32 protein-coding genes are annotated in these 26,165 nt (G+C 71.3%); 20 read left to right on the top strand and 12 right to left on the bottom strand.

Features of this window, described 5'->3' with window-relative positions; genetic code table 11:
• Positions 1-988, bottom strand: a 988-nt coding sequence (locus BU197_RS10910) for an acyl-CoA dehydrogenase family protein (protein WP_188268073.1), incomplete at its 3' end; no start/stop codon positions are given.
• Positions 989-1,134: 146 nt separating this feature from the next.
• Between BU197_RS10910 and BU197_RS10905 the strand changes: the two genes are divergently transcribed.
• Together BU197_RS10905 and BU197_RS10900 are read left to right on the top strand one after the other, a co-directional pair.
• Positions 1,135-1,590 carry a hypothetical protein gene (locus BU197_RS10905; RefSeq protein ID WP_188268072.1) on the top strand — a complete coding sequence of 152 codons (456 nt, stop codon included), beginning with the start codon at positions 1,135-1,137 and terminating at the stop codon, positions 1,588-1,590.
• A complete protein-coding gene (locus BU197_RS10900) occupies positions 1,587-1,919 on the top strand; it encodes a winged helix-turn-helix domain-containing protein (protein WP_223183375.1) in 333 nt (110 codons plus the stop codon). The genes BU197_RS10905 and BU197_RS10900 overlap by 4 nt, the downstream gene beginning before the upstream one ends.
• 130 nt (positions 1,920-2,049) lie before the next feature.
• On the opposite strand, the gene BU197_RS10895 is transcribed toward BU197_RS10900, so the two are convergent.
• Positions 2,050-2,598 carry a hypothetical protein gene (locus BU197_RS10895; protein WP_188268071.1) on the bottom strand — a complete coding sequence of 183 codons (549 nt, stop codon included), beginning with the start codon at positions 2,596-2,598 and terminating at the stop codon, positions 2,050-2,052.
• A 98-nt stretch (positions 2,599-2,696) separates the two neighbouring features.
• Here BU197_RS10895 and BU197_RS10890 point away from each other — a divergent pair, with 98 nt between their 5' ends.
• Positions 2,697-3,104, top strand: coding sequence for a DUF4259 domain-containing protein (locus BU197_RS10890; RefSeq protein WP_188268070.1), 408 nt, complete (start codon positions 2,697-2,699; stop codon positions 3,102-3,104).
• A 172-nt stretch (positions 3,105-3,276) separates the two neighbouring features.
• On the opposite strand, the gene BU197_RS10885 is transcribed toward BU197_RS10890, so the two are convergent.
• The gene (locus tag BU197_RS10885) at positions 3,277-3,480 is read right to left on the bottom strand and encodes a hypothetical protein (RefSeq protein WP_188268069.1); all 204 of its coding nucleotides are present in this window, start codon (positions 3,478-3,480) and stop codon (positions 3,277-3,279) included.
• A gap of 9 nt (positions 3,481-3,489) precedes the next feature.
• Here BU197_RS10885 and BU197_RS10880 point away from each other — a divergent pair, with 9 nt between their 5' ends.
• Complete coding sequence (locus BU197_RS10880) at positions 3,490-3,960, top strand: Lrp/AsnC family transcriptional regulator (RefSeq protein ID WP_188268068.1); 471 nt, start codon at positions 3,490-3,492, stop codon at positions 3,958-3,960.
• Between the two features lie 164 nt (positions 3,961-4,124).
• Here BU197_RS10880 and BU197_RS31290 read toward each other — a convergent pair whose 3' ends face one another.
• The gene (locus BU197_RS31290; protein ID WP_188268067.1) at positions 4,125-4,610 is read right to left on the bottom strand and encodes an Lrp/AsnC family transcriptional regulator; all 486 of its coding nucleotides are present in this window, start codon (positions 4,608-4,610) and stop codon (positions 4,125-4,127) included.
• Between the two features lie 367 nt (positions 4,611-4,977).
• Between BU197_RS31290 and BU197_RS10870 the strand changes: the two genes are divergently transcribed.
• The 7 genes from BU197_RS10870 (at position 4,978) to BU197_RS10840 (ending at position 11,462) form a co-directional block, all read left to right on the top strand.
• Positions 4,978-5,904: an ABC transporter permease gene (locus BU197_RS10870; RefSeq protein ID WP_317452210.1), complete on the top strand. Its 927-nt coding sequence runs from the start codon at positions 4,978-4,980 to the stop codon at positions 5,902-5,904.
• Positions 5,901-6,698 carry an ABC transporter permease gene (locus tag BU197_RS10865; protein ID WP_188268066.1) on the top strand — a complete coding sequence of 266 codons (798 nt, stop codon included), beginning with the start codon at positions 5,901-5,903 and terminating at the stop codon, positions 6,696-6,698. Before BU197_RS10870 ends, BU197_RS10865 begins: the two co-directional genes overlap by 4 nt.
• Before the next feature lie 160 nt (positions 6,699-6,858).
• On the top strand, positions 6,859-7,938 hold the full coding sequence (locus BU197_RS10860; RefSeq protein ID WP_188268065.1) for a PotD/PotF family extracellular solute-binding protein: 1,080 nt from the start codon (positions 6,859-6,861) through the stop codon (positions 7,936-7,938).
• A 4-nt stretch (positions 7,939-7,942) separates the two neighbouring features.
• The gene (locus BU197_RS10855; protein ID WP_188268064.1) at positions 7,943-9,061 is read left to right on the top strand and encodes an ABC transporter ATP-binding protein; all 1,119 of its coding nucleotides are present in this window, start codon (positions 7,943-7,945) and stop codon (positions 9,059-9,061) included.
• A gap of 127 nt (positions 9,062-9,188) precedes the next feature.
• Positions 9,189-9,989, top strand: coding sequence for a carbon-nitrogen hydrolase family protein (locus BU197_RS10850; protein ID WP_188268063.1), 801 nt, complete (start codon positions 9,189-9,191; stop codon positions 9,987-9,989).
• A 9-nt stretch (positions 9,990-9,998) separates the two neighbouring features.
• Positions 9,999-10,673, top strand: coding sequence for an RraA family protein (locus BU197_RS10845; RefSeq protein ID WP_188268062.1), 675 nt, complete (start codon positions 9,999-10,001; stop codon positions 10,671-10,673).
• A gap of 42 nt (positions 10,674-10,715) precedes the next feature.
• A complete protein-coding gene (locus BU197_RS10840) occupies positions 10,716-11,462 on the top strand; it encodes a 3-keto-5-aminohexanoate cleavage protein (protein ID WP_188268061.1) in 747 nt (248 codons plus the stop codon).
• Between the two features lie 83 nt (positions 11,463-11,545).
• Here BU197_RS10840 and BU197_RS10835 read toward each other — a convergent pair whose 3' ends face one another.
• A complete protein-coding gene (locus tag BU197_RS10835) occupies positions 11,546-11,719 on the bottom strand; it encodes a hypothetical protein (protein WP_188268060.1) in 174 nt (57 codons plus the stop codon).
• Positions 11,720-11,731: 12 nt separating this feature from the next.
• Between BU197_RS10835 and BU197_RS10830 the strand changes: the two genes are divergently transcribed.
• The gene (locus BU197_RS10830; protein ID WP_188268059.1) at positions 11,732-12,388 is read left to right on the top strand and encodes a tyrosine-protein phosphatase; all 657 of its coding nucleotides are present in this window, start codon (positions 11,732-11,734) and stop codon (positions 12,386-12,388) included.
• Between the two features lie 454 nt (positions 12,389-12,842).
• On the opposite strand, the gene BU197_RS10825 is transcribed toward BU197_RS10830, so the two are convergent.
• Complete coding sequence (locus BU197_RS10825) at positions 12,843-13,211, bottom strand: MerR family transcriptional regulator (protein WP_188268058.1); 369 nt, start codon at positions 13,209-13,211, stop codon at positions 12,843-12,845.
• A gap of 51 nt (positions 13,212-13,262) precedes the next feature.
• On the opposite strand from BU197_RS10825, the gene BU197_RS10820 reads away from it, so the two are divergent.
• Both BU197_RS10820 and BU197_RS10815 read left to right on the top strand, forming a co-directional pair.
• Positions 13,263-14,150: an NAD(P)H-binding protein gene (locus tag BU197_RS10820; protein WP_188268057.1), complete on the top strand. Its 888-nt coding sequence runs from the start codon at positions 13,263-13,265 to the stop codon at positions 14,148-14,150.
• Between the two features lie 146 nt (positions 14,151-14,296).
• Positions 14,297-14,866, top strand: coding sequence for an SMI1/KNR4 family protein (locus BU197_RS10815; protein WP_188268056.1), 570 nt, complete (start codon positions 14,297-14,299; stop codon positions 14,864-14,866).
• A gap of 58 nt (positions 14,867-14,924) precedes the next feature.
• Here BU197_RS10815 and BU197_RS10810 read toward each other — a convergent pair whose 3' ends face one another.
• On the bottom strand, positions 14,925-15,800 hold the full coding sequence (locus BU197_RS10810) for a class I SAM-dependent methyltransferase (RefSeq protein WP_188268055.1): 876 nt from the start codon (positions 15,798-15,800) through the stop codon (positions 14,925-14,927).
• A 216-nt stretch (positions 15,801-16,016) separates the two neighbouring features.
• The gene (locus BU197_RS10805) at positions 16,017-16,808 is read right to left on the bottom strand and encodes a DUF2785 domain-containing protein (protein WP_188268054.1); all 792 of its coding nucleotides are present in this window, start codon (positions 16,806-16,808) and stop codon (positions 16,017-16,019) included.
• Positions 16,809-16,988: 180 nt separating this feature from the next.
• On the opposite strand from BU197_RS10805, the gene BU197_RS10800 reads away from it, so the two are divergent.
• The gene (locus tag BU197_RS10800) at positions 16,989-17,924 is read left to right on the top strand and encodes an MBL fold metallo-hydrolase (RefSeq protein WP_188268053.1); all 936 of its coding nucleotides are present in this window, start codon (positions 16,989-16,991) and stop codon (positions 17,922-17,924) included.
• A gap of 107 nt (positions 17,925-18,031) precedes the next feature.
• On the opposite strand, the gene BU197_RS10795 is transcribed toward BU197_RS10800, so the two are convergent.
• Positions 18,032-19,249, bottom strand: coding sequence for an MFS transporter (locus BU197_RS10795; protein ID WP_188268052.1), 1,218 nt, complete (start codon positions 19,247-19,249; stop codon positions 18,032-18,034).
• Between the two features lie 214 nt (positions 19,250-19,463).
• On the opposite strand from BU197_RS10795, the gene BU197_RS10790 reads away from it, so the two are divergent.
• The gene (locus tag BU197_RS10790; RefSeq protein ID WP_188268051.1) at positions 19,464-19,952 is read left to right on the top strand and encodes a MarR family winged helix-turn-helix transcriptional regulator; all 489 of its coding nucleotides are present in this window, start codon (positions 19,464-19,466) and stop codon (positions 19,950-19,952) included.
• Positions 19,953-20,018: 66 nt separating this feature from the next.
• On the opposite strand, the gene BU197_RS10785 is transcribed toward BU197_RS10790, so the two are convergent.
• Positions 20,019-20,291: a DUF397 domain-containing protein gene (locus tag BU197_RS10785; protein WP_188268050.1), complete on the bottom strand. Its 273-nt coding sequence runs from the start codon at positions 20,289-20,291 to the stop codon at positions 20,019-20,021.
• Positions 20,260-21,099: a helix-turn-helix domain-containing protein gene (locus BU197_RS10780; protein WP_188268049.1), complete on the bottom strand. Its 840-nt coding sequence runs from the start codon at positions 21,097-21,099 to the stop codon at positions 20,260-20,262. Before BU197_RS10780 ends, BU197_RS10785 begins: the two co-directional genes overlap by 32 nt.
• Before the next feature lie 189 nt (positions 21,100-21,288).
• On the opposite strand from BU197_RS10780, the gene BU197_RS10775 reads away from it, so the two are divergent.
• Positions 21,289-21,591, top strand: coding sequence for an ATP-binding protein (locus tag BU197_RS10775; RefSeq protein ID WP_317452209.1), 303 nt, complete (start codon positions 21,289-21,291; stop codon positions 21,589-21,591).
• A 47-nt stretch (positions 21,592-21,638) separates the two neighbouring features.
• Complete coding sequence (locus BU197_RS10770) at positions 21,639-22,268, top strand: class I SAM-dependent methyltransferase (protein WP_188268047.1); 630 nt, start codon at positions 21,639-21,641, stop codon at positions 22,266-22,268.
• Between the two features lie 25 nt (positions 22,269-22,293).
• Here BU197_RS10770 and BU197_RS10765 read toward each other — a convergent pair whose 3' ends face one another.
• A complete protein-coding gene (locus BU197_RS10765; protein WP_223183374.1) occupies positions 22,294-23,919 on the bottom strand; it encodes a hypothetical protein in 1,626 nt (541 codons plus the stop codon).
• 669 nt (positions 23,920-24,588) lie between these two features.
• On the opposite strand from BU197_RS10765, the gene BU197_RS10760 reads away from it, so the two are divergent.
• Both BU197_RS10760 and BU197_RS10755 read left to right on the top strand, forming a co-directional pair.
• Positions 24,589-25,494: an N-acetylmuramoyl-L-alanine amidase gene (locus tag BU197_RS10760; protein ID WP_188268046.1), complete on the top strand. Its 906-nt coding sequence runs from the start codon at positions 24,589-24,591 to the stop codon at positions 25,492-25,494.
• Between the two features lie 100 nt (positions 25,495-25,594).
• On the top strand, positions 25,595-26,165 hold a 571-nt coding region (locus tag BU197_RS10755), incomplete at its 3' end, for a DUF5336 domain-containing protein (RefSeq protein ID WP_188268045.1).

Raw genomic sequence — 26,165 nt, 5'->3', positions numbered from 1 at the left:
GCCGGACGAGCATGTCGGCGCAGAGGTGTTTGACGCCCTGGAACCGGCCGATGGGGTGGCCGAACTGTACGCGCGTACGGGCGTGGTCGGCGGCGGTCTCGACCGCACGGGCGGCGGTGCCGCAGGCGTCGGCGGCGAGGAGGACGGCGGTCAGATCGTGGACGAGGGGGGTGTCGAGGGCGAGTGCGCGTTCGGCGGGGACGTGCAGGGCGTGGGCGGTGATCTCGGCGGTGGGCCGGGTGGGGTCGGCGCTCTCGTGGAGCCGGACGGAGAGCCCGTCGACGTCGACGGCGAGCCAGACGTCACCGTCGGCGGTGGCGGCCCGCAGAAGGACGAGATCGGCGTGGCCACCGCCGAGGACGGGGGGCGCGGCGCCGTCGAGAAGGTAGCCGTGGGGGGTACGGAGGGCGGTGAGGGGGGCGGGGGTACGGGGGGTCGGGCGGGGGTACGGGGCGGGGGACGCGCCGTGCTGGGCCGGGTGCGGGTCCCGGCCCGCGCCCTGGGCCGGATGCGGGTGCGGGTGCGGGTCCGCGCCCTGGGCCGGATGCGGGTGCGGGTCCGGGCCCGCGTCCGGATGCAGGTCCGGCCCAGGCCCTCCCCCCTCCCCCCGTCCCGTCCCCGTGAAGCCGACCGCCCCGATCCGTTCCCCCTTTGCGAGGGCGGCGGCGAGGTCGGCGTGGCCGGCGCGGTGGAGGAGTTCGGCGGCGAGGACGGTGGGCAGGTACGGGCCCGGCAGCAGGGCCCGCGCGGTTTCCTCGACGACGACGGCGAGGTCGACGAGGTCGCCACCGCCTCCGCCGACGGCCTCGGGGAGATGGAGTCCGAGGAGACCTTGTCCGGCGGCGGCGTCCCAGTGGGCGGGGCGGCCGGTGGCGGTGCCGGGGACGTCGAGGTGCTTGCGGACCACCTCGGGGGGTACGACGCGACCGAGCCAGCCCCGGACGGATCGGGCCAGCTCCCGCTGTTCGTGCGTGATGGCGATGCCCATGCGGCGCAGATTAGAACACGTTCCATTCCGAAGGAAGGTCGGATACGGCTCGGATTACGACCGCCGACCGGACGACTCGCCACTCCGGCATCTACTTGCCACTTTGGAAAGTAGATGCCAATCTGGACATCCCGAAGATCATGAAAATGACATGGATCACGAGGGACGACCGGGAGGGGCACGTCATGCAGGAGCGGACCGAAGCGGTGGCCGCGTTGAGCGGGATCGCGCGGATCGAGGCGACCGCGCGAGGGAAAAGCCGCTGGTACGTGCGGTACTTGTGGATGTTCGCCGCCTGGCAGCTCGTCCTGGTGCCCACGTTGCTGCTGTGGCGCGGCCCGGCGGGAGTGATGGCGGGGACGGCCGCGAACGGTGTGGTGGTCCTGGGGCTGAGCCTGTTCGCCACGCGTCAGCCGGTGACACCGCGCGGCTACGGCGGTCGGCACGCCAAGGTGTTCGGCGCCTGGGGTGTCGCCTACGCGGCGGCCCTCGTCCTCGGGCTCACGCTCTTCACGGGCAGCGTCGTCTTCGCGGTGGTCGCCGCCCTGGTCTGCGCCCTGCCGGGCGCCGTGGCCGCCGTACGGGAAGCGCGGGCCGCATGACGCAGGAAGCGCCCATGGACGCGGACCGGGCCCCTCACCCGAGGCACGGCCTCGCCCCGCTGCTGGCCTCGGCCGTGCGCCTGTCGGTCGTCGCGGCACTCGCCGCCGTGGAGAAGGCCGAGTTCGGGTACGTACGGGACCTGGTGGAGATCACCGACTCCGCCCTGTCGAAACAGGTCTCGCGGCTGGAGGAAGCGGGCTGGGTGACGGTCGAGAAGGGGCAGGTGGGCCGCCGCCCGCGCACCTGGCTGCGCCTGACGGAGCAGGGGATGGCCGCGTACCGACGCCACTTGACGGCGCTGACGGCGATCGCGGGGCCACTGCGGTGAGCGGGGGCTGACGGGCAGGTCTCTGCAAGGCGGGGCCGAGGGGGCGGGGCCGAACCGCACCCACCCTCACCGCACCACCCTCACGGCACCGCACCACCCACCCCCCACCACCCCGCACCGCAGCAAGGCGTCACCCCCGGCCCGGTATCCACTCCGCGTTGAGTACGGCGATACCCGCCTCGCCCTCCTCGAAGAGGGCTGTCAGTTCCTCGGGCCCGGCGTCCGGACCGGCGGCGTGGTCGACGAGGAGGACCGGGCGGCACTCCCCGTCCTCCTCGACGGGGTCGAAACCGGTGGTCAGTTCGCGGCGGAGCAGGACGACCCGGTCCGCGTCGAGCGGGTCGGCGGGCAGTGCGCCGGGCAGCGCCCGCTCCTCCTCCGGGCGCTCGCGGAGGCTGTGCGCGAGGACGTCCCGGCGGGCGAGAAGCGTGACGGCGAGTCGGTCGCCGGTGCGCTCACAGCGGGCGGCCAGGTCCTCCGGCAGCAGGTAGAACACGCCTTCCTCGCCCTCGTGCCCCCGATCGAGCAGCAGCCGCGCCAGCCGGGCGCCGGGCTCGTCGGCGCCCGGACCGAGCCCGAGGAACACGTCACGGCCGCCGGGCCCGAGAGAGGGCACGGATCCGATCCACAGCTCGGCGGAGCCCTCCGGGAAGTGCCGGTTGTCGTCGTCCGTCGTCATGTCGGCGATCCAAGCACACGGCTCTGACAGGCCGTTGTCAGTGGGGGCTGCCACGATACGAGGGACAGGTTCGGCAACGAGGAAAGTGTGGACGCGCCATGGGTACGTGGGACATCGGCCCCTTCGACAACGACACCGCAGCGGATTTCTCCTACCGCGTGGACGAGGCGTCGGACGAGGGGAAGGCGGAGGTGCTGCGGGCGGTGCTCCGGGAGGTCGCCGCGACGGCGGACGACGACTACCTGGACGCGGACGTGTCGATGGAGGCCATCGCCTCGGCGGCGCTGATCGCGGCGCAGTGCCCGGGAGGTGCCGCGGTGACCACGTCGTACGGCCCGAAGAAGCCGCTGCCCATACTCCCGTCGGAGCTGCGACCGCTCGCGGTGGCGGCGCTCGACCGGACCCTCGGCAAGGAGTCCGAGCTGCTCGAACTCTGGGAGGAGTCGGACGGCGAGGAGTGGAAGGCGGGGGTGCTCGGACTGCGGGGAGTCCTGGCCGGAGCCTGACCCTGGCCGACCGTACGGGCGGGGGCGCCGACGCCGTGGGCCAGAGGGGTCCCGGCGCGGGAGCCCATCCCGGCGGGACCGGTCCCGCGCGCACCCCGGGAAGCGGGAGGGGAGCCCCCCGGGGTGCGCTGCAGGGGCCCCGGTTCGGGGGTGGGCGTCGGTGCGCCCGGGGCTACGGCGGCTTGAGGGTGCGCCAGCCGAATTCAAGGATGGCGTCGTCGCAGTCGGCGTCGTCGCCGTTCTCGCCGACGATCACCACCGGGTGATAGGCGCCGACGTCGTACGGGGTCCCGGATCCCGGATCCCGGACGACATCGTTCCATCCGATTTGTGACGGATAGCACATGGGGACGTGATGCCGCCATATGAGTGACATGGTGGGGGCGTGCTGGACGACACGGACCGCAAGATCATGCGTGCGCTCACCCGCGACGGGCGGACCCCCTATACCGCTCTCGCCCGTGACCTGGGGGTTTCCGAGGCGACCGTGCGGCAGCGGGTGGCCAGGCTCCAGGAGAGCGGGGTCCTGCGGATCGTGGCGCTCTGCGACCCGCTGCGGCTGGGGCACCAGTCGGTGCGGCTGATGATCCGGGTCCGGGATCTGACCCCGAAGGCCGTGGCCAAGACGCTCTCCGGCATGCCGATGATCAACCATGTGGCGCTCTGCGCTGGCAGCCAGGACATCTTCCTGGAGGGCACCTGCCGGGATCAGGCACAGCTCGTCCAGCTGCTGGACGACATCCGGATGCTGCCCGGGGTCTCCCGGGTGCAGGTGCTCCTGCTCCTTGAGCTGTTCAAGGACTACACCTGGAGCGGGCTGGCGAGTTCGGTGGGCCAGGGCGTCGCGGAGGAGTAACGGAGCAGAGGCGTAGCGAAGCAGAGGCGTAGCGAAGCAGAGGAGCTACGGAGCAGAGGAGCTGCGGAGCGGCGCGCGCCACCGATCAGCCCTGGCTCATCCGCACCACCCGTCAGCCCTGCGCATCCACCCCACCCGTCAGCCCTGCCTCATCCACCCCGCCGTCAGCCCGGGATGATCCGTTCCCCCGGCCGCACCGGGACCTCCCGGAAGCCTGCCCAGAGGTAGGAGTCCTTGATGACCTCCAGTACGGTCAGGGCCTCCGCGTGGGCGACGCCGTTGACCCGGCGGACGCGTTCGGTGAGCAGTTCCGCGAGGTGTTCGAGGTTCCGGCAGCGCACGTCCACGATCAGGTCGTAGGGGCCGACGCAGGAGGCGACGTACCGCACCTCGGGCATCCGGGAGAGTTCCCGGGCGACCAGGGAGACCGGGATGTGGTGGACCCGTACCGCAAGGTGGACCTCCATCTCGCCCATCCGCACCGCGTCGGTCATGCCGACGACCTGGAGCACGCCCTTGCGCTGGAGCCGCTGGTAGCGGGCGCGTACGGAGGCTTCGGAGAGGCCGACCGTACGGCCGATCTCCGCGAAGGAACGGCGGCCGTCGACCCTGAGCTGGTCGATGATCTGCCGGTCGAGGTCGTCGATCACCGGGGCTCCTTCCGGAACGTTCCGCGCGGGCGGCGGCCCCGCCCGCGTACGCGTGGACGTTTCCGCATGTCAACACCATCATGCCCGACAGTCACCGCGGTTCGTCACGCCGGGCCACGGCCGCGAGATGCGTGGAAATAGGCCGCTCTTTCCACGGTATTCGTTCCGGTTCCGTCTTCCGGGGCCCCGCCCGTTCGCCGACTATTTGTCCATCCGCAACCCCGTTCCCTCCGGCGGCGCCCCGCAGCCCCGGACGGATCCCGGCACCCGCCCTCGGCCGGGCCGGAGCGGAACCCGCCCCTGGACAAGGAGAGCAGCGCATGCACACCACCCCTCCCGCCGGCCTGATGCGCCGACGGACCGCCCGGTGACGGTCACGGCCGCCACCGCCGCACCCCCCGCGCGGCCGGGTGCGGGCCGGGCCGCTCCCGGCAAGGAGCCGCGCGCCCGGCGGGCCGCGACGACGACCCTGCTCCTGGCCCCGGCCGGGATCACCGTCCTCGGCCTGGTGCTGGTGCCGCTGCTCCTGGTGGTGCGGAACAGCTTCGCCTCCGCGGACGCCTACGGCGGCATCCAGGGCGGCTTCACCCTCGCCAACTACCAGGACCTGATGGACCCGGTCTATCTCAAGGTCTTCGGCTACAGCCTCGGCATGGCGGCGCTCAACACCGCCGTCTGCCTGCTGCTCGGCTATGTGGTCTCGTACTACCTGGCCGGACGCCCCCCGCAGCGGCAGATGCTGCTGCTCCTGCTGATCATCGTGCCGTTCTGGACCGACTTCCTGGTCCGCACCTTCGCCTGGATCAACCTGCTGAGCCCCGGCGGCCCGGTGAACAGCCTCACCGACGCGATCGGGCTCACCGACGGCGCCACCCAGTGGATACCGAGCCAGGGAGCCTCGTTCATCGGCCTGGTCTACGCCTTCCTGCCGACCGCGATCTTCCCGATCTACGCCTCGCTGCGCGGGGTGGACGGCTCGCTCGGCGAGGCCGCCCGGGACCTGGGCTGCGGCTGGTGGCGGGTGCACACCCGGGTGCTGCTGCCGATCGCCCGGCCCGGGATGCTCGCCGCGGCGCTGCTCACCTTCATCCCCACCCTCGGCGTGTTCGTGATCCCGGTGCTGCTCGGCGGCGGACGGGACCAGCTCGTCGGCAACCTGATCGTGACCCTCTACACCGAGTTCCGCAACCAGCCGATGGGCGCGGCGGCCTCCGTGCTGCTGCTGCTCCTGATGGTCGCCTCGATGGCGGTGTTCGGACTGGCCGCCCGGCGGCTGAGGAGGAAGTCGGCATGAAGCACGCACTCGACACCGTCACCGCCTGGCTCGCCCGGGGGGTCATCGCCTTCCTCTACATCCCGATCATCGTCGTCGTGGTGCTCTCCTTCAACGACTCCGAGGTCACCTACAAATGGGGCGGGTTCAGCACCCGCTGGTACGGGACGCTGGCGGAGAACACCGAACTCCTCGCCGCGCTGCGGGTGAGCGCCGAGACCGCCCTGATCTCGGCCACCCTCGCCACGCTCTGCGGCCTGCTCGCCGCGATGGGCATGGCCCGGCTGGGTTCGCGGGGCAAGGCGCTCTTCTCCGGCGGGCTGTTCCTGCCGCTGATCGTCCCGGAGATCGTGCTGGGCGTGGCGCTGCTGTCGGTCTTCGGCGCGATGAACGCGGACCTCGGGATGACGACCCTGGTCCTGGGGCACCTGGTGGTGACCCTGCCCTACGCGGCGCTGATCGTGCTGGGCGCCTACAACGCGCTCGACTCCTCGCTGGGGGAGGCGGCGACCGACCTCGGCTGCAACCCCTGGCAGGCGTTCCGCCGGGTGACGCTCCCGCTCCTTCGGCAGCCGCTGCTCGCCGCGTGGCTGCTGAGCTTCACCATCTCCTTCGGCAACATCGTGATGTCGACCTTCACCAACGGCATCGGCAGCACCACGCTCCCCCTGCGGGTGTACTCGATGCTCAAGGGCGGACTGACCCCCGAGATCAACGCGCTGGGCACCCTCCTCGTGCTCTTCACCCTGCTGATCATCCTCGGCGTGGGGCTGCGGCAGATGCGCCGGGTCCTGCTGGGCGGCGACCGCTCCTGACCCCCGCCGGCCGGGCGGCGACCGCTCCGAAACCAGCCGGTACGCCCCGCCCCGCTCCCCCGTAAGCCCCGCGCTCCCCCGTAAAGCCCGCCCCGCTCCCCCGTACGGCCCTCCCCTCCCTCCCCCGGTTCTTCCGTCACGTACGAAAGGCGCCACCCCCATGCGCACCAGAAGTGTCTCCAGAGCATCGCTGGCCGTCTCCGTCGCGGCCGTCACCGCCCTCCTCGCCACCGGCTGCGGCGGCTCCGCCTCGGACCCGGCGTCCGGGGGCGGCGGCAAGAAGCTGAACATCTACGCCTGGGCCGGGGAGATCCCCGAGAGCGTGGTGAAGAAGTTCGAGCAGGAGACCGGGATCAAGGTCACCCTCGACACCTTCGACAGCAACGAGACCATGACCTCCAAGCTCGGCTCGGGCTCGGCCGGTTACGACCTCGTGGAGCCCAGCCAGTACAGCGTGCAGCAGCTCATCGGACAGAAGCTGATCCAGCCGCTCGACCACGCGCGCATCACGGGTCTGGACAACCTGGCGGACAAGTTCCGCGACCCGTCGTACGACCCGGGCAACAAGTTCTCCGTGCCGTGGATCTGGGGCACCACCGGCTTCGCGTACAACGACACGTGCGTCCCGGAGGCGACGAGCTGGAAGACGCTCTTCGACGAGAAGTACAAGGGCAAGGTCTACATGCTGGACAACATGCTGGCGGCGTACATCGCCGGTCTCCAGGTGACCGGCTCCCCGGCCACCAGCACCGACGAGGGCAAGATCGGGGCCGCCACCGAGGCACTGACGAAGCAGAAGAAGATGCTCGCGGGCTACAACTCCACCAACTACCCGCAGCTGCTGTCCACCGGCCAGGCGTGCGCCGCCCAGGCGTGGAGCGGCACCGCGATGGCCAAGGTCGTCGCCGCCAACCCGAACGTCCACTACGTGCTCCCCGAGGAGGGCGGCTCGATCTGGACCGACGGCCTCGCCATCCCCAAGGGCGCCAGGAACACCGACTCCGCCTACGCCTTCATCAACTTCCTGCTGCGCCCCGAGATCGCGGCCATGGCCACCGACGACGGCGGCAGCGCCAGCACCAACGCCCAGGCGCGGCAGCACGTCAAGGACAAGAAGGCGCTGGAGAACCCGGCCGTCTACGCCTCCGACGCGGCGGTCGAGAAGGCGGAGTTCCTGCTCGACCCGGGCACCGCGATGAGGCACTTCCAGCAGGGCTGGACCAAGGTGAAGGCGTCCTGACGACATGAGCACTGACACGAAGACCGCCCCCGCGGCGGCACCCGCCGGAACCGGGGCACCCGCCGTACGCCTCACCGGAGTCGGCAAGTCCTTCGGCGGCACCCGGGCGGTGGGGGACGTCACCCTCGACATCCGGCGCAACGAGTTCTTCTCCATCCTCGGGCCCTCCGGCTGCGGCAAGACGACCCTGATGCGGATGATCACCGGCTTCGAGACGCCCACCGAGGGCAGCGTGGAGCTGGGCGGCGTCCCCGCCAACAGTGTGCCGCCGCACAAGCGCGACCTGAACATGCTCTTCCAGAGCTACGCCCTCTTCCCCCACCTGACGGTGGCGCAGAACGTCGCCTTCGAACTGAAGGTGCGCAAGCTGCGCCCCAAGGCGGAGATCGGACAGGCGGTGGCCGAAGCACTCGCCCTGGTCCGTCTGGAGGGTTACGGCGAGCGGTCGATCGCCCAGCTCTCCGGCGGCCAGCGGCAGCGGGTCGCCATCGCCCGAGCGCTGATCGGCCGTCCCTCGCTGCTCCTGCTCGACGAGCCGCTCGGCGCACTCGACCAGAAGCTGCGGGCCGAGATGCAGCTGGAGCTGAAGAAGATCCAGCGGGAGGTCGGGGTGACCTTCGTGACCGTCACCCACGACCAGGAGGAGGCGCTGACCATGTCCGACCGCATCGCGGTCATGGACGGCGGCCGGGTGCTCCAGGTGGACACCCCGGAGGCGATCTACGAGCGGCCCGCGACCCGGTTCGTGGCCGACTTCATCGGCACCTCCAACTTCCTCACCGGACGGCTCGACGGCGGGACGCTGGCCGTGCCCGGTCTGGGCGCGGTTCCCGTACCCCGGGACCACTCCCTCGCCGACGGCGCCGAGGTCCATCTCGCGGTACGCCCGGAGAACATCCGCCTCTCGGACGCCTCCGGCGAGCCCGTCCCCGGCGGGGCCCTCCTCGAAGGCGTCCTCCAGCAGATCGTCTACCTGGGCAGCGCCACCCGCTACCACCTCACCCTCGCCGACGGTACGGAGCTGATCGCCGAGTCCCGAGGCACCGACCGCAGCGGGCTCACCGCCGGATCGCCGGTCCGGGCGGGCTGGGACCCCGACCGGTCCCGGCTGCTCGCCGAATGACCGCCGCCCCGCCCGGCCGGTCCACGGGCACCGGCCCGGACCGGCCGCGCACCCCGCGCCGCGGTGCGCCCCGCACCCCGGCCCGCCCCAGTGGCTCCCCGACCCCTCGCACCAAGGAGATACGGCCGTGAAGGTCGCCGCAGCACAGTTCGCCCCCACCGCAGACGCGGCGGCCAACCTCGTGGTCATCGAGGAGATGACCGCCGAGGCGGCCGAGGCGGGCGCCGAACTCGTCGTCTTCCCCGAGGAGGCCATGGTCCCCTCGGACTTCTCCGACGAGACGGACGCGCCGCTCGCTCGACTCGCCCTCGCCCACTGGGACGACTTCCTCGAAGGACTCTCCCGGATCGCCCGTACCCATGGCATCGCGATCATCGCGGCGGGATACGAGGACAGCAGCACGGCGCTGCCGTACAACACCATGGCCGCCGTGGACGCGAGCGGCGAGATCCTCGGGCTCTACCGCAAGATGCACCTCTACGACGCCTTCAGCTACAAGGAGTCGCGGCGCATCCAGCGCGGTGACACCGGTCCGGTCGTGGTCCGCATCGGCGACTTCAACGTCGGCCTGGTCAACTGCTACGACATCCGCTTCCCCGAGTTCACCCGCTCCCTGGTGGAGATGGGCGCGGACCTCCTCGCGGTCTCCGCGGCCTGGGTGAAGGGGCCGCTGAAGGAGGACCACTGGCAGACCCTGCTGCGCACCCGGGCGATCGAGAACACCTGCTGGGTGGTGGCCGCCTCGCTGACCACCCCCGACTGCATCGGCATGTCGATGGCGGTGGACCCGCTGGGCGTCGTGCGTGCCGCGCTCGGCGAGGAGGAGCGCTCGCTGCTCGTCACCGACGCGGGCAAGGACCGCATCGACCGGGCCCGCACGGTGCTTCCCGTGCTCCGCAACCGCCGCATCATCATCGGACCGAGGTGACCCGCTCCCATGCCGCTCGATCTTCGTGAACTGCCCGCCCCGCTCGACACCGCCCTCGCCGAACGGCTGCGGACGGTGGACTTCCCCACCCTCGGCCACTACCTGGAGGAAGGTTTCTGCGCCCCCGCGCTCCAGCGTCAGGCGGGGGAGGGAAAGCTGGTCGGCCGGGCCGTGACGGTACGGACCACCGCCACCGACTCCACCGTGCTCCACCACGCGGCCGGGCTCGTCGGACCGGGCGATGTGCTCGTCGTCGACACCGGCGGCGACCGGCGCCACGCCCCGCTCGGGGAGGTGCTGGTGAACGCGCTCGCCTCGCGCGGCGCGGCCGGCGCGGTGGTGGACGGCCTCTGCACCGACATCGACGCCCTGCGCAAGCTCGGCCTGCCGGTGTACGCGTACGGCCGCACCCCGCTCACCACCAAGCTGCACGGTCTTGCGGACGGCGCGCTCTGCGCCCCCGTCGTCTGCGGCGGGGTCCCGGTGCACGCCGGTGACCTGGTCCTTGGCGATGCCAACGGACTGATCATCGCCCCGGCCGGACGGCTCGCCGCCGTCCTGGACGAGGCGATCGAGGACGACGCGCAGGAGCCCGCGCTGGTGGCCGAGCTGTGGGAGGGCAAGCCGCTTGGCTCGCTCACCGGCGCCACCGAGACGCTCCGTCGGTTGAACGCCTCCGCCTGAACCGGCCCGCTTCCCCGCCATCCCCCTTCCGAAAGGACCACCGTGTTTCTGAAAGCCGCCGTCAACGGCGGGCGCTCCCAGGCCGAGCACCCCACCGTTCCGGTCACCGCCGAGGAGATCGCCGCCGACACCCTGGCGGTGCTCGCCGCCGGTGCGGACGTCGTCCACTTCCACGTCCGCACCCCGGACGGCGGGCAGACCATCCGCCCCGACGCGCTCGCCGAGGTGCTGAACGCCATCCGGGCCACCGCGCCCGGCGCGGTGGTCGGCACCACCACCGGCCTGTGGACCTGCGACGGTCCCGAGGAGCGGTACGAGCTGGTCAAGGCGTGGGACGTGCTGCCCGACTTCGCGTCGGTCGCCTTCTGCGAGGAGGGCGCCGCCGAGACCGCCGAACTGGTGGTGGAGCGGGGCATGGTGCTGGAGAGCGCGGTGTGGACGATGGACGACGTCCCGGCGCTCCTCGCCTCCCCGACCCTGCACCGCAATGTGCGCATCCTGATCGAGCCGCTGGAGGAGGACCCGGAGGAGGCGGTGGCGTCGGCGCGGGCGATGGCCGGGCGGATCCTCGCGGCCGGGGTGACCTGCCCGATCCTGTACCACGGCGAGGGTCCCACGGTCTGGCCGCTGGTGCGGGCGGCGATCGAGGACGGCCACGAGGCCCGGATCGGTTTCGAGGACGGCACCACCCTGCCGGACGGAACGGACACCCCGGACAACGCGGCCCTGGTCCGCGCGGTACGGGAACTGGCCGCGCGTACGGCCGCGCTGGAGCCCGCGAGGGCCTGAGCCCGGCCCCTCCACCGCTCCCGCCCCCGGGCCGGTTCCGCAGGTCGCTCGGAATGACACCACCACTGAGGTGACACACCGCGTCAGTGGTGGTGTCCGTGCGACCGGGCTCGGCTCCAGTCGCCGGAGGGCGCCTGGACCAGCTCGGCGGTGCCGTCGCAGAGCGCGAGCGTGCCCCTGCCCCCGTCGCGGGCGTCGGGCGGCTGACGGCGTCGGGTCCGGATCGCCGAGGACGGCGGGTTCGAGACCTGCGGCACTAGAGTGCTTCGATGAAGATCGACGGAGTGCGGAATCTGCGGGACGCGGGCGGGGTCGGCGGGCTGCCGAAGGGGCTGCTGTTCCGGTCCGGCGCGCTGGACGGCCTGACGGCGGAGGGCGCCCGAGGTCTGACGGGGCTCGGGATACGGACCGTGGTGGACCTGCGGAGTCTGCCCGAGGTCGCCGCGCGGCCGGACGTCCTGCACGGGTCGGGGATCGGGCATCTGCACGTTCCGGTCTTCGCCGAGCAGCGGTGGCCGGACGAGCAGATGGAGTTGTACCCGGCGATGGCGGAGCACGCGGGGCGCGCCGCCCTGACGGTGTTGCGGCGGCTGACGGCGGAGGAGCCCGCGCCGGTCCTGGTCCACTGCGCTTCGGGGAAGGACCGGACGGGGGTGGTGGTCGCGGTCCTGCAATCCCTGCTCGGGGCGTCGGAGGCGGAGGTGACGGCGGACTTCGTACGCTCCAACACGGAGCTGGGCCTGACGACGGACTCGGCGTCACCGTCTCCCCGCGCCCACAACACCCGCCCGGTGGAACCCCGCCACCTCCACCGCGCCCTCCTGTGGATCCGCAGCCACCACGGCTCCCTCCCCACCTGGCTCCGCTCCCACGGAGCGACGGCCCACGAGGTGACGACGCTGCCCACGGGGAGGGACACCGCATGAGCCCCTCCCCCGCATCGGGAACGTCGACGATCCCGAATGCAGCCAGAACGACTGCCCCAATCTGTACCGGACCGAACGCGGTTCCATCGTCGTCCAGGGAGTCAGGTCCGACGCTTTCACCCCGCCCGGTGGCGAGGAATTGGTGGAGATTCCGGAGCATGTTCTCAGGGAGGCTTTCGATGCTCTTGGATGGTGAAGCCTGGACCGCCAAGTTTCGCGGGTTCCGGAGCGAGGCATGGCGACTGGAGACCCTGCCTGCCTACAGCGTCCCTCAGGAGGCCTGAGGATATCCGTGCCTTCAAGGCCGGGAGGTCTTCGACGGCGATGTGAATACCTACCTGGAATACCAACGGATCGCGTTGGCCGAGTCGGTGCCCTTCGAGGAGTACGTGAAGGGCCTTGACGTTTGACCCACGAGAGCTGGATCGGTCGAAGGCCGGTCTCGCGGGCCCCCTCACTCCTCCCTCACGAACCCCGCGCACTCCTCGCACTCGTCGAGATATCTGTGCCTGCATTCGACCGTGTGCTGGAGGAAAGTGATCGCCTGGCGTCTGGTGTGGATTTCTGCTTCCAGGGCTTCGATTTTGGCTCGAATGACGTTCTGGGCCGCTGTCTTTCCCGGTGTCATGGCGGCGATGACTTCCGGCAGGGAGAGGCCTACTCGGCGGAGTTTCGCCACGGTTCGGGCCTGGTCGAGGGTGGTGGTGTCGTAGGTGCGGTGGCCTTGGGTGTCTCTGGGGACGGTGAGGGCGCCGACCTGTTCCCAGTGGCGTAGGACGTGGGTTTCCACGCCGAGTTCGGTGGCGGCCTCGCCGATTCTCATCGGGCTCGTCCCCTTGCCTTCAGGTCGGCCTGAAGGCCTAGCGTCCCCCGCATGAACGCACTCTCTTCCTCTTCGTCGGTACTGGTCACCGGCGCGACCGGGCATGTCGGCCGGGAGGTCGTCGCGCGGTTGGCGGGGCGCGGGCCCTCGGTGCGCCGGTTCGTGCGGCGGCCGGCCGGGCCTTCAGGGGGCGGTACGGGGGTGGTCGTCGGCGATCTGACCGACGGCCCCTCCGTCCGGGCCGCGCTTCGCGGTGTCGACGCCGTCTTCCTCGTCTGGCCGTTGCTCGACTCCGCCCCCGCCGGGCCGTTGGTCGCCGAACTCGCCGCCGTCTCCCCGCACGTCGTCTATCTCTCCTCCACCGCCATCGACGGCGCCGCCCGCCGTCAGAGCGATCCCATCGTCCAGGTGCACGCGGACATGGAGGCCCTGCTCCGTGGCGCGGGGCTTCGTCTCACCGTACTGCGCAGTGACACCTTGGCGTCGAACACCCTTGGCTGGGCACATCAGTTGTGCGCCGGAGACGTGGTGAGCGGGCCGGACATGCCTGCGACGGCCGTCGTCGACGAGCGGGATGTGGCCGCCGCCGTCACGGCGGTCCTGCTCGGGGGGCCCGGCGCCTTCGCGCGGGACACCTACGCGCTGACCGGCCCCGCCCTGCTGCGCCGGGCCGAGCAGGTCGGTCTCCTCGGCGCCGCTCTCGGCCGGGACCTGCGTTTCGAGGCGGTGCCCGCCGCTCTCGCACGGGCCCGTATGCGGGCGGACGGGCGCCCCGAGGCCCTCGTCGAGGCCTTGGCCGAGGCTTCCCTACGACGCCCCGCCTCCGCCCTCGTCACCGGTGACGTCGAACTCCTCACGGGCCGACCGCCCGGCTCGTTCGCGCGGTGGGTGCGCGATCGCCTCGGGGAGTTCCCTTCGCCGGGTCGGACCGTCACCTGATCGAAGCCGCCAGAGCCTCAGTGTGTCCCGGGGCCTCAGTGTCCCGGGGCCTCGGCGTCCCCGAGCCTCGGTGTCCCGGGGACTCGGTGTCTCCGCGTAGCATCCTGCGAGGTTTCCGGCATTCCGCGTGGAGAGGACAGCGAGATATGAGCGTGACGGAGAGCTGGTCGGGTGTGATGGGGGTTCTTCGGCAGTACGCCCCGGCCGATCACGCCGATCTGCCTGGGCCCGCCACGGAAGAGCGGCTCGCCGCCGCCGAGGAACGGATGGGGCTGCCCCTTCCTCCCGATCTGCGGGCGTGGCTGCTCCAGAACAACCTGGACCCCTCCGAGGAGGAGTTCGACGACGATGCGGCCTGCTGCGGCTTCGACCGGTTCCCGGACGAGGGGATCTTCTTCCTGGGCATCCGGTCGATGGAGAAGCTCTACGCGAACCACTCCACGCCCAGCGGGTTCAATCCCCCGGGGGAGACGGAGATTCCGTTCTGGCGCAACGAGTGGATTCCCTTCCTGTCGGATCGGGACGGCTGGACGGGAAAGTTCGTCGACGTCCGGGACGGGCGCGTCGGCAGATGGTTCGTGGGTGAGATCACGATCACGGGCGAGTACGAGTCGCTGGCGCACTATTTCGACTTCCAGGCGGAGCGGCTGACCCGGATCGCCGAGGGCGGCAACCCGACCTGCACGATCGTCGACGGGCGACTCGTCTGGTCGTGAGGGAGGGACGCCCCCTCGGGGGCCGTCGGCCGTGCGCCGGGGCTCCGGCGGCGTCCGTTCAGTTCCTCGGGCGTCGGCCGGTGGTGGCGATGACCGCGATCGGGAAGGAGAGGTGGCCGGGGTCGGCGAATTCCTCCAGGCCCGCTTTCACGTCGGCTTCGCCGAGCAGTCCGGAGCCGATGAGCCGGGGGGCGATCGTCTGGATGGTCAGCCGGGAGAACTCGGCGATCGGTGATCCGGCGTGGAGGGCGAGGAGGTCCGCCTCGGCCCGTACGTTCTCGTAGCCGCTGTCGCGCATGGCCGCCGCCACCCGCACGCCCCAGCCGCCGTCCATGCCGTAGGACGCGGCGAGGGAGGACCACCAGGCGTCGATGACCTTCCTGAGCGGGGAGGATTCGGGCAGTCCGTGGCGGGGGAAGTCGACCAGTTCCTCCACCAGGAGGACGCCGCCCGGGGCCAGCCAGGGCAGCATCCGGGTGACGACCTGCTCGCGCTGAGGCAGGTGCATCAGTACGGCGCGGGCGTGGATCAGCTGGAAGGACCCTTCCGGGAAGGTGTCCTTCGTGACGTCGTGGACCAGCACCCCGAGGTTGTCCGGCACCGGTTCGTGGACCAGGCTCACGTCCAGATCGGTCGCGGTGACCCGCCCCCGGCGACATCGCTCGGCCAGCCAGTGGGCGATGGTCCCGGTACCCGCGCCGATCTCCAGACAGGACCAGTCGGGCGCGACCCCCACGGCGTCCAGTCGTCGCCGGGTCTGCGGGTCGAAGGCGTGGGTCAGGGCGTCGAGACGGGCCGGTTCCTCGGGGAGCCGATGGGTCAGCACGTCCGCGTACAGCTCGCGCGCCCTGCCGGGTTCGGCCGCACTCGTGGCCGTGTCCGCGCCCGCACCCGTGCCCTCACCCGTGTCGGAAGTACGTGAGTGTTGTGTCATGCGGCATCGTAGGAACGGTGGATCGCGTCGTTACGCCTCCACAGCCTCCACTTCACCGGATCGTGTTACTGGCTGCCGCCGAGTTGACGGGCGGGCCAAGGCCAGAGCGGTACGGACTGGCACGGAGTCCGGCGCGGACCAGCGGCCCGCCCTCACCGGCAGTCTCTTCTCGCCCGGCGAGCCTCTGCCGGGGCCCCGGCAGGGAAGTGCCCTGGGTCAGCGTCTGACGATCCGGTCGAGGACGGTGGCGACGGCGGACTTGACCGCGTCGCGGTGGTGGAGGGTTTCTGCGGGCAGTTCGCTGGTGGGGCGCACGCCCCGGTCGGCGAGGATGTAGAGCAGGCGCAGGGTGCGCAGGCAGTTGCCGAGGTGAGCGGGGACGGGGGTGCTGATGCGGTCGGCCCCGAAGCGGTCGGCGATCGGCTCCAGCCAGTCGACGGCGTCACGTTCGCTCATGTCGGTTCGGGTGAGGACCCGGCCGATCGCCCGCGCCAGACGGTCGTCCTCCAACTGGTCCCAGACGTGGTCGGTGGGCGCCGTCAGCCGCGCGGCGGCGAGGTCCAGCATCCGCGTCGGCGCCACCTCGGGGTGGAGACCGAAGCAGGCCAGCAGGTCCGCGCCGTGCGCCACCGCGTGGAGCCAGCCGAGCGTCTCGTCACGGCCGCGCAGATCCCGCTCCGCCGGGTACCAGCGCTCGAACGCGTCGACCCAGCGGGGCTCGAAGTCCCCTGCGGTCACCAGCATGTCGAGTACGAGGGGCGCGAAGGTGCGGGCCTCTGTCCGAGGGTGGGTGAACCGGGTGGCCATCTCGTCCCCCAGCTCCAGCCGCCGGGACCTCTCGATCGTCCCGCGCTCGATCCAGGTGGCGAGGACGGCGTAGGGCGCGCCGTCCCGGACCAGTGGATCGGGATCCGCCAGCGCATCGGACAGCTCGCGGACGAGGTCGTCCATGGGGTGGCCGACGGGCACGGCGCAGTCGGCGGCCTCGACACTCGTCCAGTTGATCATGATCGGCAGAATAGTTCCCTTCTGTTGCCGTATGCCTGCGAATTTTTCCAGGTATCCGCCTCAACCCGTCACACATCCCGCCCCTACCCGGTCCATAGAGCAGACCGCCGGTCCCCACAGCAGGCCGTCGGTCCGCAGAGCAGGCCGTCCCCCGGTCCGCTCGTTCAGGAGGGGAAGACCATGAGCCACACCCATCTCGACCGCCCCCGTCTCGACCACCCCCACGCCCACACTCCCGGGTACGACGAAGCCGTGCCCTCGCGGTACGCGCTCAAGGTCGGGGACATCGAGGTCACCGTCATCAGCGACGGCGTGCTGCCCATCACCACGTCCACGCTCGCCACCAACGCCGCCAAGGAGGAACTGGCCTCCTGGCTCGGGGAGATGTTCCTGCCGCCGGAGGTGTGCGACTGGCCGTTGAACGTGGCCGTCGTCCGCAGTGGCGACCGGACCATCCTCGTCGATTCCGGGCTCGGTACGGAGTTCCCCGGCTTCCCCCGCGCCGGGCAGCTGGCGGCGCGGCTCGACGCCGCCGGGATCGATCCCGCGTCCGTGACCGACGTCGTCCTCACCCATCTGCACATGGACCACGTCGGCGGGCTGCTCGTCGAGGGGCTCCGGGGGCGGCTCCGGAAGGACCTTCGGGTCCATCTCGCCGCCGCCGAGGCCGAGTTCTGGGACGCGCCCGACTTCACCCGTACGGTCATGCCGGGCCCCGTCCCCGAGGTGCTGCGCCGGACGGCCGCGCAGTTCCTCGACCTCTACCGGGGGCAGCTGCGTCCGTTCGAGAAGGAGTACGAGGTGGCTCCCGGCGTCCTCATCCAGCGGACCGGCGGCCACACGCCCGGCCACAGTGTCATCCGCCTCGAATCCGGTGGCGATCTGCTGACCTTCGCGGGTGACGCCGTGTTCCAGACCGGGCCCGCCAAGCCCGAGTGGCACAACGGTTTCGACCACGACCCGGAGGAGTCGATCCGGGTCCGCCGCCGGCTTCTCACCGAACTCGCTTCCAGTGGTGGTCTGTTGCTCGCCTCCCACCTGTCGTTCCCCTCCGTCTGTCACGTCGCGGAGGACGGCAGCGCCTTCCGTTTCGTGCCGACGGTCTGGGCGCACTGACCCCGGACGTCACGAAGGGCGCCCCGCCGCCCCGGTCCCGGAAGGGGGCCGGGGCGCGGCGGCCCCCGAAAACCCCCGGGCCGGGGCACGGCACCCCCCAAGCGCACTCACGCCACCCCCACCCGCAACTCCTCCGCCCCCTCCTCCCGTCTCCCCGCCCAGCGGACCGCGAGCGGTGCCACGGCGCCCGCCAGGGCGAACAGCGCGCCCGTCACGTACCACCCGGGCCGACCCCAGGTGATGCAGAGGCCGATCAGCAGCGCCGGACCGAGCGCTTCGGAGAGCCCCGCGCCGAGGCCGAACACGCCGAGGTACTGGCCGGTGGCGTGCGGCGGGGCGAGGGCGAAGGAGACCTCGAAGCCCGCCGCCGAGTGCCACAGCTCGCCGACCGTGTGGACGACCACCGCCCCCAGGAACAGGGCGGTCGCGGCCCATGCCGGAGCCCCCGCCGCCAGGGAGATCAGCGCGCAGGAGCCGAGGAAGGCCACGCCCGCCTTCCGGTAGGCCGAGCCCCCGGCCACCGGCGAGTCCACCCCTTTGCTGGCCCGCACCTGGAACGCGACGATCAGGACGGTGTTGACCAGCATGATTCCCGAGATGAGCCAGCGGGGCGCGGTCGTCGCCGTGACCAGCCACAGCGGTACGGCGACCGTGAGCACCTTGAACTGCACGGCCATCACCCCGTCCAGCGCCGTGAGCAGCAGATACGGCCCGTCCCTCAGCGCGATCCAGCGGGGACCGCCCGCCACCGGGACCGGCTTCACCGGGGGCAGCCGGACCAGGACCGCCGCCGAAGCGGCGAAGGCCAGCGCGTTGCCGACGACGAGGAGCCGGTACGCCGGAAGGGTCCCCACCTGGACCACCCACCCCGCGAGCAGCGCGCCGAGCGAGACGCCCACGTTGGTCACCGCGCGCAGATACGCCCGGAACTCCTGCGGCCGTTCCCCGCCGTAGTGCCTGATCAGCGGCGAACGCGCGGCCAGCCCCGCCGCCTTGGCGCCCATGGCCGCGCCGACCGAGAGGGCGAACAGCCGGAAGTCGTCCGCGAGCAGGAACCCCGCCGTGGCCAGCGCCTGCACGACGAGGGTGACCGCGAAGACCCCGCGCGCCCCGTGCCGGTCCGCGAGGTGCCCGACGCCGATCCCCACGGCCAGCGCGAGACCGCCCGCGAAGGCCAGCCCGAGGCCCACCTGCGCGGCCGGGAGGTGGACGGCTTCGGTGAAGTAGAGGACCCCGGCGGTCATATAGAGCCCGGATCCGGTCGTGTAGACGAAGTTCGAGACGGCGAGGGTGCGTTGGGGCCCGGATGCAGGCAGTAAGGGCATGGAAAGCTCCGCGTCCACCGTGACGTGACGAGTAGGGACGAGCCAGGAAGAGCAAGGGCGAGCGAAGACGAGCAAGGGCGAGCAAGGTTCGGTAAGGACTGCTCAAGCTTTGCGCTTATTACTCGCAGATGCAAGGGAGTTGCGATAGGGCTCCGCCATCCGTGGTGGCGTGTAGTCGCCGTACGCCGCTCCGCCCGCCGCTAGCGTCGTGATCATGAAGCCTCTGGAGACTCACCTCACCGACCAGGCGCTGGCCGATCCCGCCGCCGTCGACGAGATGCTCGCCACCCAGCCCGTGGGCTACTGGAGCGGTCTGGTGCACGCCGCCGTCACCCGGCGGCTCCGGGACGCCATGGCCAGGATCGACGCCACCCAGCCCCAGTACTGGGTGCTCAACCATGTGAACTATCGCCCCGCCCCGCCGACCCGTCAGGACGTCGTCGCCGAACTCACCCATCTGGCGGACGGACCGCAGGAAATACCCCGGGTCGTCGACCAGTTGCTGCACCGCGCCTGGCTGCGGCTCGACGGCGAACGGCTGCTGAGCCTCACCGACGAGGGCGAAGCCGCCCGCGTCCGACTGCGCGATCTGGCCACCGCGTTGCGCGCCGAGGTCCACGAGGGCATCGGCGACGAGGAGTACGTGGCCACCCTCAAGGTGCTGCGGCGCATGCTCGCCAACGTCGGTGCCGACCCCGCCTGACCCAACGAACGATCCCCGCCCCCGCCATCGTGGCGGGGACGGGGATCGCGGGACGCGCCGGGTGCGTCAGTGGCCGATACGACCTGCGGAAGCCGCGCTCACGAACGCCGTGAACGCCGCCGGGGAAGCCAGGAACGCCGGACCCTGCGGGTCCTTCGAGTCCCGCACCGCGATGTGCGCGGCGAGGTCGGCGACCTCGATGCACTCGCCGCCGGTAGGACCGCTGTACGACGACTTGTTCCAGGATGCGTCACCGATCGGCGCGCACTCGATGCAGTCGCCGCCATCGGAGCCGCTGTACGACGATTTACGCCACCGCAGGTCCTGGCTGGTGCCCATACCGCTCCTTCATCACACGTTCGATCAGTACGGCCGACTCCTCCCGAGAGAGGGCCGTGGCCTGCAATCGAGCGTAGCTCACCGACCGCTCCCTTATGACTTGCGGATCGGCGGTCATATGCCCCCCGCCGTACCCCGGAGAGTAGAAAATGTCCGGGTCGCCATCGAAGCGCAGCAGGTTGAACGAACCCATCATCGCGGAGTGTTGACCGGCCCCAAAGGGAAGGACCTGAACCTGAACCCATGGGTGATCCCGGAAGGTCAACAGATACTCCAGCTGCTTCTTCATCACCTCGGCACCACCGATCTGGCGGTGCAGTACGGCCTCGTCCAAGACCACACAAACGACCGGCGGGTGCTCTCGGTCCAAGACTCGTTGACGTTCCATTCGAGCCGCCACCAACTCGTCCAACCGATCCGAGTGGTCGATGCTCAGAACCGCCCGCGCGTACTCCGGCGTCTGGAGCAACCCGTAGACCAACTGCGACTGGTACGTCGAGATGTACGTCGCCTTCGCTTCCAGGTCCGCGTACGGCTGGAACCACGCGGGCAGCTGGCTCTTCAGGACCAGTCCGATCAGGCGCGAGAAGTGCCCCGCCGTCATCAGCGCCGCGTCCAACTGCTCCGCGAAGCGCCTCGTCGGGACCTTCTTCGCCGTCTCGATCTGACCGATCAGCGAACCCGTGCAGTAGATGATGTTCCCTAACTGCTGCTGAGTGAGACCGGCCTCCTCTCTCAGACGACGTAGCTCCGCCCCGAAGTAGTCCAGCGGCGAAGCGTTGGGATCGAGTTCGCGGACGTTGACCATGCCGAGGTCACCCCCAAGCTGACGCGATGAAGCGTTGTGTTCGTGCCGTAGCCGAGCGTAACGATATAGGTCCACTCTGGTGGCATGAATCACGCAACAGACCTCTACCCTGCGGAACTTGGTACGAGTTACCGCATGGGTTTCACCGTGGGTGACCACTCCGCTCGTCACATGCGTCGCATCCTTCGCTTGTTCCTCACGCGTTGGGAACTGGATCCGGTGTACGAATCCGCCGCGCTCGCGCTCACCGAACTCGTCTCCAATGTCGTCCGGCACGTGCCGGACCGGCGGTGCTCGATCCTGATCCTGCGCGAGCCGTACGGGCTGCGGGTCGAGGTCGCGGACACGGTGCCCGGCCCCGTACCGGCGAAGGCGGCGGACCCGCTGGACGACGGCGGGCGGGGACTGTTCCTGGTGGAGGCGGTGACGGACCGGTGGGGAGCACAGGAGCAGGCGGGCGGGAAGACGGTGTGGTTCGAGTGCGACGGGTAGGGCACGATGGGCGCCCGTACCCCCGTACCCGCCAGTAGGAGTCAGACATGTCCGTGCCCGAGCCCGAGATCCTCGCCGCCTTCGAAGCCGCGAAGGGGTTCATGCCCGTCGGCGAGGGGCTCGCCCTGTACGGGGCGGCGGTGGAGGCGGCGAAGCTCGGGCTGCCGCTCCTGGAGGTCGGCACGTACTGCGGGCGCTCCACGATCCTGCTCGCGGACGCGGCGCGGCGGGCGGGCACGGTCGCCGTCACCGTGGACCACCACCGGGGCAGCGAGGAGCAGCAGCCGGGCTGGGAGTACCACGACGAGACCGTGGTGGACCCCGAGGTGGGGGTCATGGACACGCTGCCGACCTTCCGGCGGACCCTGCGCACGGCGGGGCTCGAAGAGCACGTCATCGCGGTGGTCGGAAGGTCGCCGCAGGTCGCCGGGGTGTGGGCCGGGCAGCTCGGTCTGGTCTTCGTCGACGGCGGGCACACCGACGAGCACGCCGGGAACGACTACGAGGGCTGGGCCCCCAAGGTCGCCCCCGGGGGCCTGCTCGTCATCCACGACGTCTTCCCCGACCCGGCGGACGGCGGTCAGGCGCCGTACCGGATCTATCTGCGCGCCCTGGAGTCCGGTGACTTCGACGAGGTCTCCGTCACCGGCTCCCTGCGGGTGCTGCGCCGGGTCTGACCGACGCCCCGGACCCTGGCCCGGCTCAGAACACCGAGGTCACGTACAGGCAGTTGGTGTAGCTGTAGCCGGGCTCGATCTTCGTCTTGCTCGCCTTGGTGTCCCCGGTGGAACCGGCCGAGGCAGCCCGCTTCTGGAGGAAGTGGTACGTGCCCGCCGGGAGCAGCAGGGTCGCCTTGGGGTACTTCGAGGAGGGGCCGGTGCAGGCCTTGACCTCGTTCTTGCCGCCTCGGGGCACGAGGAAGCCCGTGCGGTACTTGGTGCAGGTCTTGCACGGGTCGAGGGTGACCTTGCCGCTGACGGGGCCGGTGTAGAGGAGGTCGACGGAGCCGGGACCGTCGTTGCTGACCACCATCACCATGCGGGAGCCACCGGGCTCTTCGGCGGGCGGGAGCTTCTTCCCCGCCTCCGGCTCCTTCTCCGCGATCTCGGCGGCGATGGCGATCGCACGGGCGTGACCGGCCTGCGGGCTGCTCGGATAGTCCTTGGCGAAGCCCTCCATCGTCGTGATGGCGTCCCCGAACTTCTTGTCCTTGAACTGCGAGGTCCCGCAGGCGAACGTGCCCTTCTGGACCCCGGCGGCGGCGGTGCCCACATGGGGGGCGACGGCCGGATCGTTCATCCGGATGAGTGAGGCGCGCAGGACGCGCAACTGGTTCGCCGTGTCACAGGTGACGGAACCACTGTTGATCGAGTCCGTCCACTTCTTGACCGTCTCCTTCACCGCGGGCTCGACCTTGAGCGCGTACGGCGACTTCGGGAAGGTCATGTACAGGGTGTTCAGGCTCTCGTCCGCCGTCGGGGACTGCCCGCCCTCCCCGAACGCGCTGGTCCCGCACTCGTAGAGCGACTTGGCGAGCGGGTCGTCCATGCGGGCGGGGCGGGTGCCGAGGAGATCCTTGTCGAAGGTGTTCGGCAGCCCCCGCAGATACGTCAGCGGGTCGACCGCCTCGCAGTACGACTCCTTTCCGTACGGCGCGGAGACCCTCGTGTAGAAGGCGTCGAGGCGGGCGGGGACCAGCTTGCCCGCCCGGGAGCCCGCGTGCCGCAGCCCCAGGTCCTGGTACTCGTCGAGCGCCATGCGGTAGACCGGCTCGGCCATGCTGAAGGAGAGGCCGTCCGCCGACTTCACCCGGACGTCGGCGGAGGCGAGCCGGGCGAGCAGCACCTCCTCGCGGGCCTCGTCCCGGGCCGCCCCGTACGCCAGGGTGCTCCCGACGGGGACCACGAGCAGCACCAGGGCGAGCGGGAACACCAGCCTGCGGAAGGACTCGCCGACGGAGAGGACCGCGTGCAGCCCGCGCCGGGCGCCGTCGAGGGCGACGGCGAGCAGGAAGACGCCGTACCCGATGAGGAAGCCGCCAGGGACGCCGTCGACGTCGGCGGGGAGGGCTGCCACCAGGAGCACGGCGGTGGCTATCCAGCAGAGGGCGGCGCCGATCCAGTTGCGCAGGAGGACGTAGCCGATTCCCAGACCGGAGAGGTTGAGAAGGCCGATCGCGAGGGCCTGCGCGGGATTGGCGGGGGCCCACCCGCCGCGCGAGCCCGCGCCCTGGGAACCCCCGAAGCCTCCGGGCCCGCCGCCGCCGGACGGGGGGCCGTAGCCGGGCGGGGCGGGCGGGAACGGCGGCGGGGCTCCGCCCCCGGCCATGGCGGGCACGGCTCCGGCGGGGACGGCTCCCCCGGAGTACGCGGCCGACGCCCCGGCGGGAACGGAGTCGTCGTGGGACGGAACCGGCGGACCGAAACCGGATGCGGAGCCGGTTGTACCGGGTGCGCCGGGTGTGCGGGAGGGGCCGGGGTTGTTCGTTTGGCTGGGGGTGTTCGTTTGGCCGGGTGTGCTGGCGGGGCCGGTGGGACCAGTGGGGCCGGTCGCGCTGGTGTGGCCGGAGGGGCCTGTCGGGCCGGAGGGGCCGGTGGGGCCGGAGGGCGCCTGCCAAGGAGGCGCGTCGGCCGGGGGCCGGTCAGCCGGTGACCGGTCCGCCGGGGTGGCGGACGCGGGGCCTTGCGAAACTCTGGGATCGGAGCCCCGGGGGGCTCTGGGGTCGGGGCCCTGAGGGCCTCGGGGAGGGGGGCCCTGGGCCCCCGGGTGGTTTCCTGAAGCATCGTCGCCGGACGGTTCGGGACGTAATTGGTTCGGGTCTTCGCCCACCGTCGTTCCCCCTTGTGGGTCTTCGCGCGGTGGCACCCCACCGTCGCCTTTCGTCCTCTACCCTTCCCGCTCCCCCACACACGCGTCCACCGCTCCGGGGCCGCAGTAACCAAGCTGCGACCTGACCGCTACGCGATTTCGCCACCCACAGGGCCTAGAGTCGCCCAGGTGCCGTATGACCATCGGAAGACCATCCGCCGTCGCCCCGCCCGCGCACTGGCTCTCGCCCTCGCCGTCGCGGGGAGCGGAGCCGTGCTCGCCGGATGCGGTGCGACCTCGCAGGCAGCGCCACTGAGCGAGGCGGCCCAGGAGACCCGGCAGGAGAGCGTCACCGCACCCCGCCCGCCGGCCGTCACCCTCGCCCCCGCCCACCCCTCGCTGCCCGCCTCCCAGGGCCACCGTCTCCTCGCCGGACGCACGATCGTCATCGACCCCGGCCACAACACCGGCAACGCCCGCCACACCGCCGAGATCAACCGCAAGGTGAACATCGGGACGACGCGCAAGGAATGCGACACCACGGGGACCGCCACCAACGCGGGGTACTCCGAGGCGTCGTTCACCCTCGACGTCTCCCGGCGCCTGCGCGACCTCCTCACCGCACGCGGTGCCAAGGTGGTCCTCACCCACGACGGCGACCGCCCGTGGGGACCCTGCATCGACGAGCGCGCCCGGATCGGCAACAACGCCCGCGCCGACGCGGTCGTCTCCGTCCACGCCGACGGATCGGCCGCCGGACACCGGGGCTTCCACGTGATCCTGCCCGCCCGGGTCCACGCCGGAGGCGCCGACACCTCGCGGATCGTCGCGCCCTCCCGCGTACTCGGCGAGAAGATCCGCGACCGATTCGCCCGCGCCACCGGAACCTCCCCCGCCAACTACATCGGCGGCGGTACCGGATTGGACGTCCGCGGCGACCTCGGCGGGCTCAACCTCTCGACCGTCCCCAAGGTCTTCGTCGAGTGCGGCAACATGCGCGACCCCGCCGACGCGCGGCTGCTCACCTCGGCCTCGTGGCGACAGAAAGCCGCGCTGGGGCTGGCCGAGGGCATCACCACCTACCTCAAGGGGTAGGACCGGCGGGCGATAGATTCGCTCCGTACCATGGGGCCGCCCCCGTGCCTGACCTTGAGCGCCACTTCGACGCGACGACGACCCTACGAAGGATTCTTACGTGAATATCCGCTCCCTCACCCGAGGCGATGGCGTGCTGCTCGGTGCCGCGGTGGTGCTGTTCATCGCCTCGTTCCTGGACGTCTCCAGCTGCGACGGCCCCGCCGCCCTCTGCGACCGGCTCGACATCCCCAACTCCTGGGAGGTTTCGCCGCTCGGCTGGGGCTCGTTCTTCCTCGCCATCGCGGGCGCCGCGCTCGTCGTCTTCTCCCGGAGCCTGCCGCAGCCCCGCAAGGTGGCCGGTCTCGACCTCGGCCAGGTCGGCGCCGCCTTCACCGTCGCCTCCGCCTGGACCGTGCTCATGTGGGTCTTCGAGACCGACAACGCGGGCACCGGTCTGGTCCTCGGCCTGATCGCCACCCTCGTCCTGGCCGGTGCCGCCGTCGCCGGTCCGCTGGTCCCCGCCCTCAAGGCGCCGCTCGTGCCCGCGCCCGCGCCTTCGGCCGCGCAGCCGTACGGCATGCAGCCCGGCCAGCCCGGTCAGCAGGGCGTCCCCGGCGGCTACGGCTACCCGGGCGCCCAGCAGTCGCCGTACGGCCACGACGCCTCGCAGGGCGGGGGCAGCCCGTTCG

This window comes from Streptomyces sp. CBMA291, assembly GCF_014596525.1.
Lineage (GTDB): Bacteria > Actinomycetota > Actinomycetes > Streptomycetales > Streptomycetaceae > Streptomyces.
The sequence above is the reverse complement of the archived record's forward strand: the minus strand, read 5'-3'. Positions and strand labels throughout refer to the sequence as shown.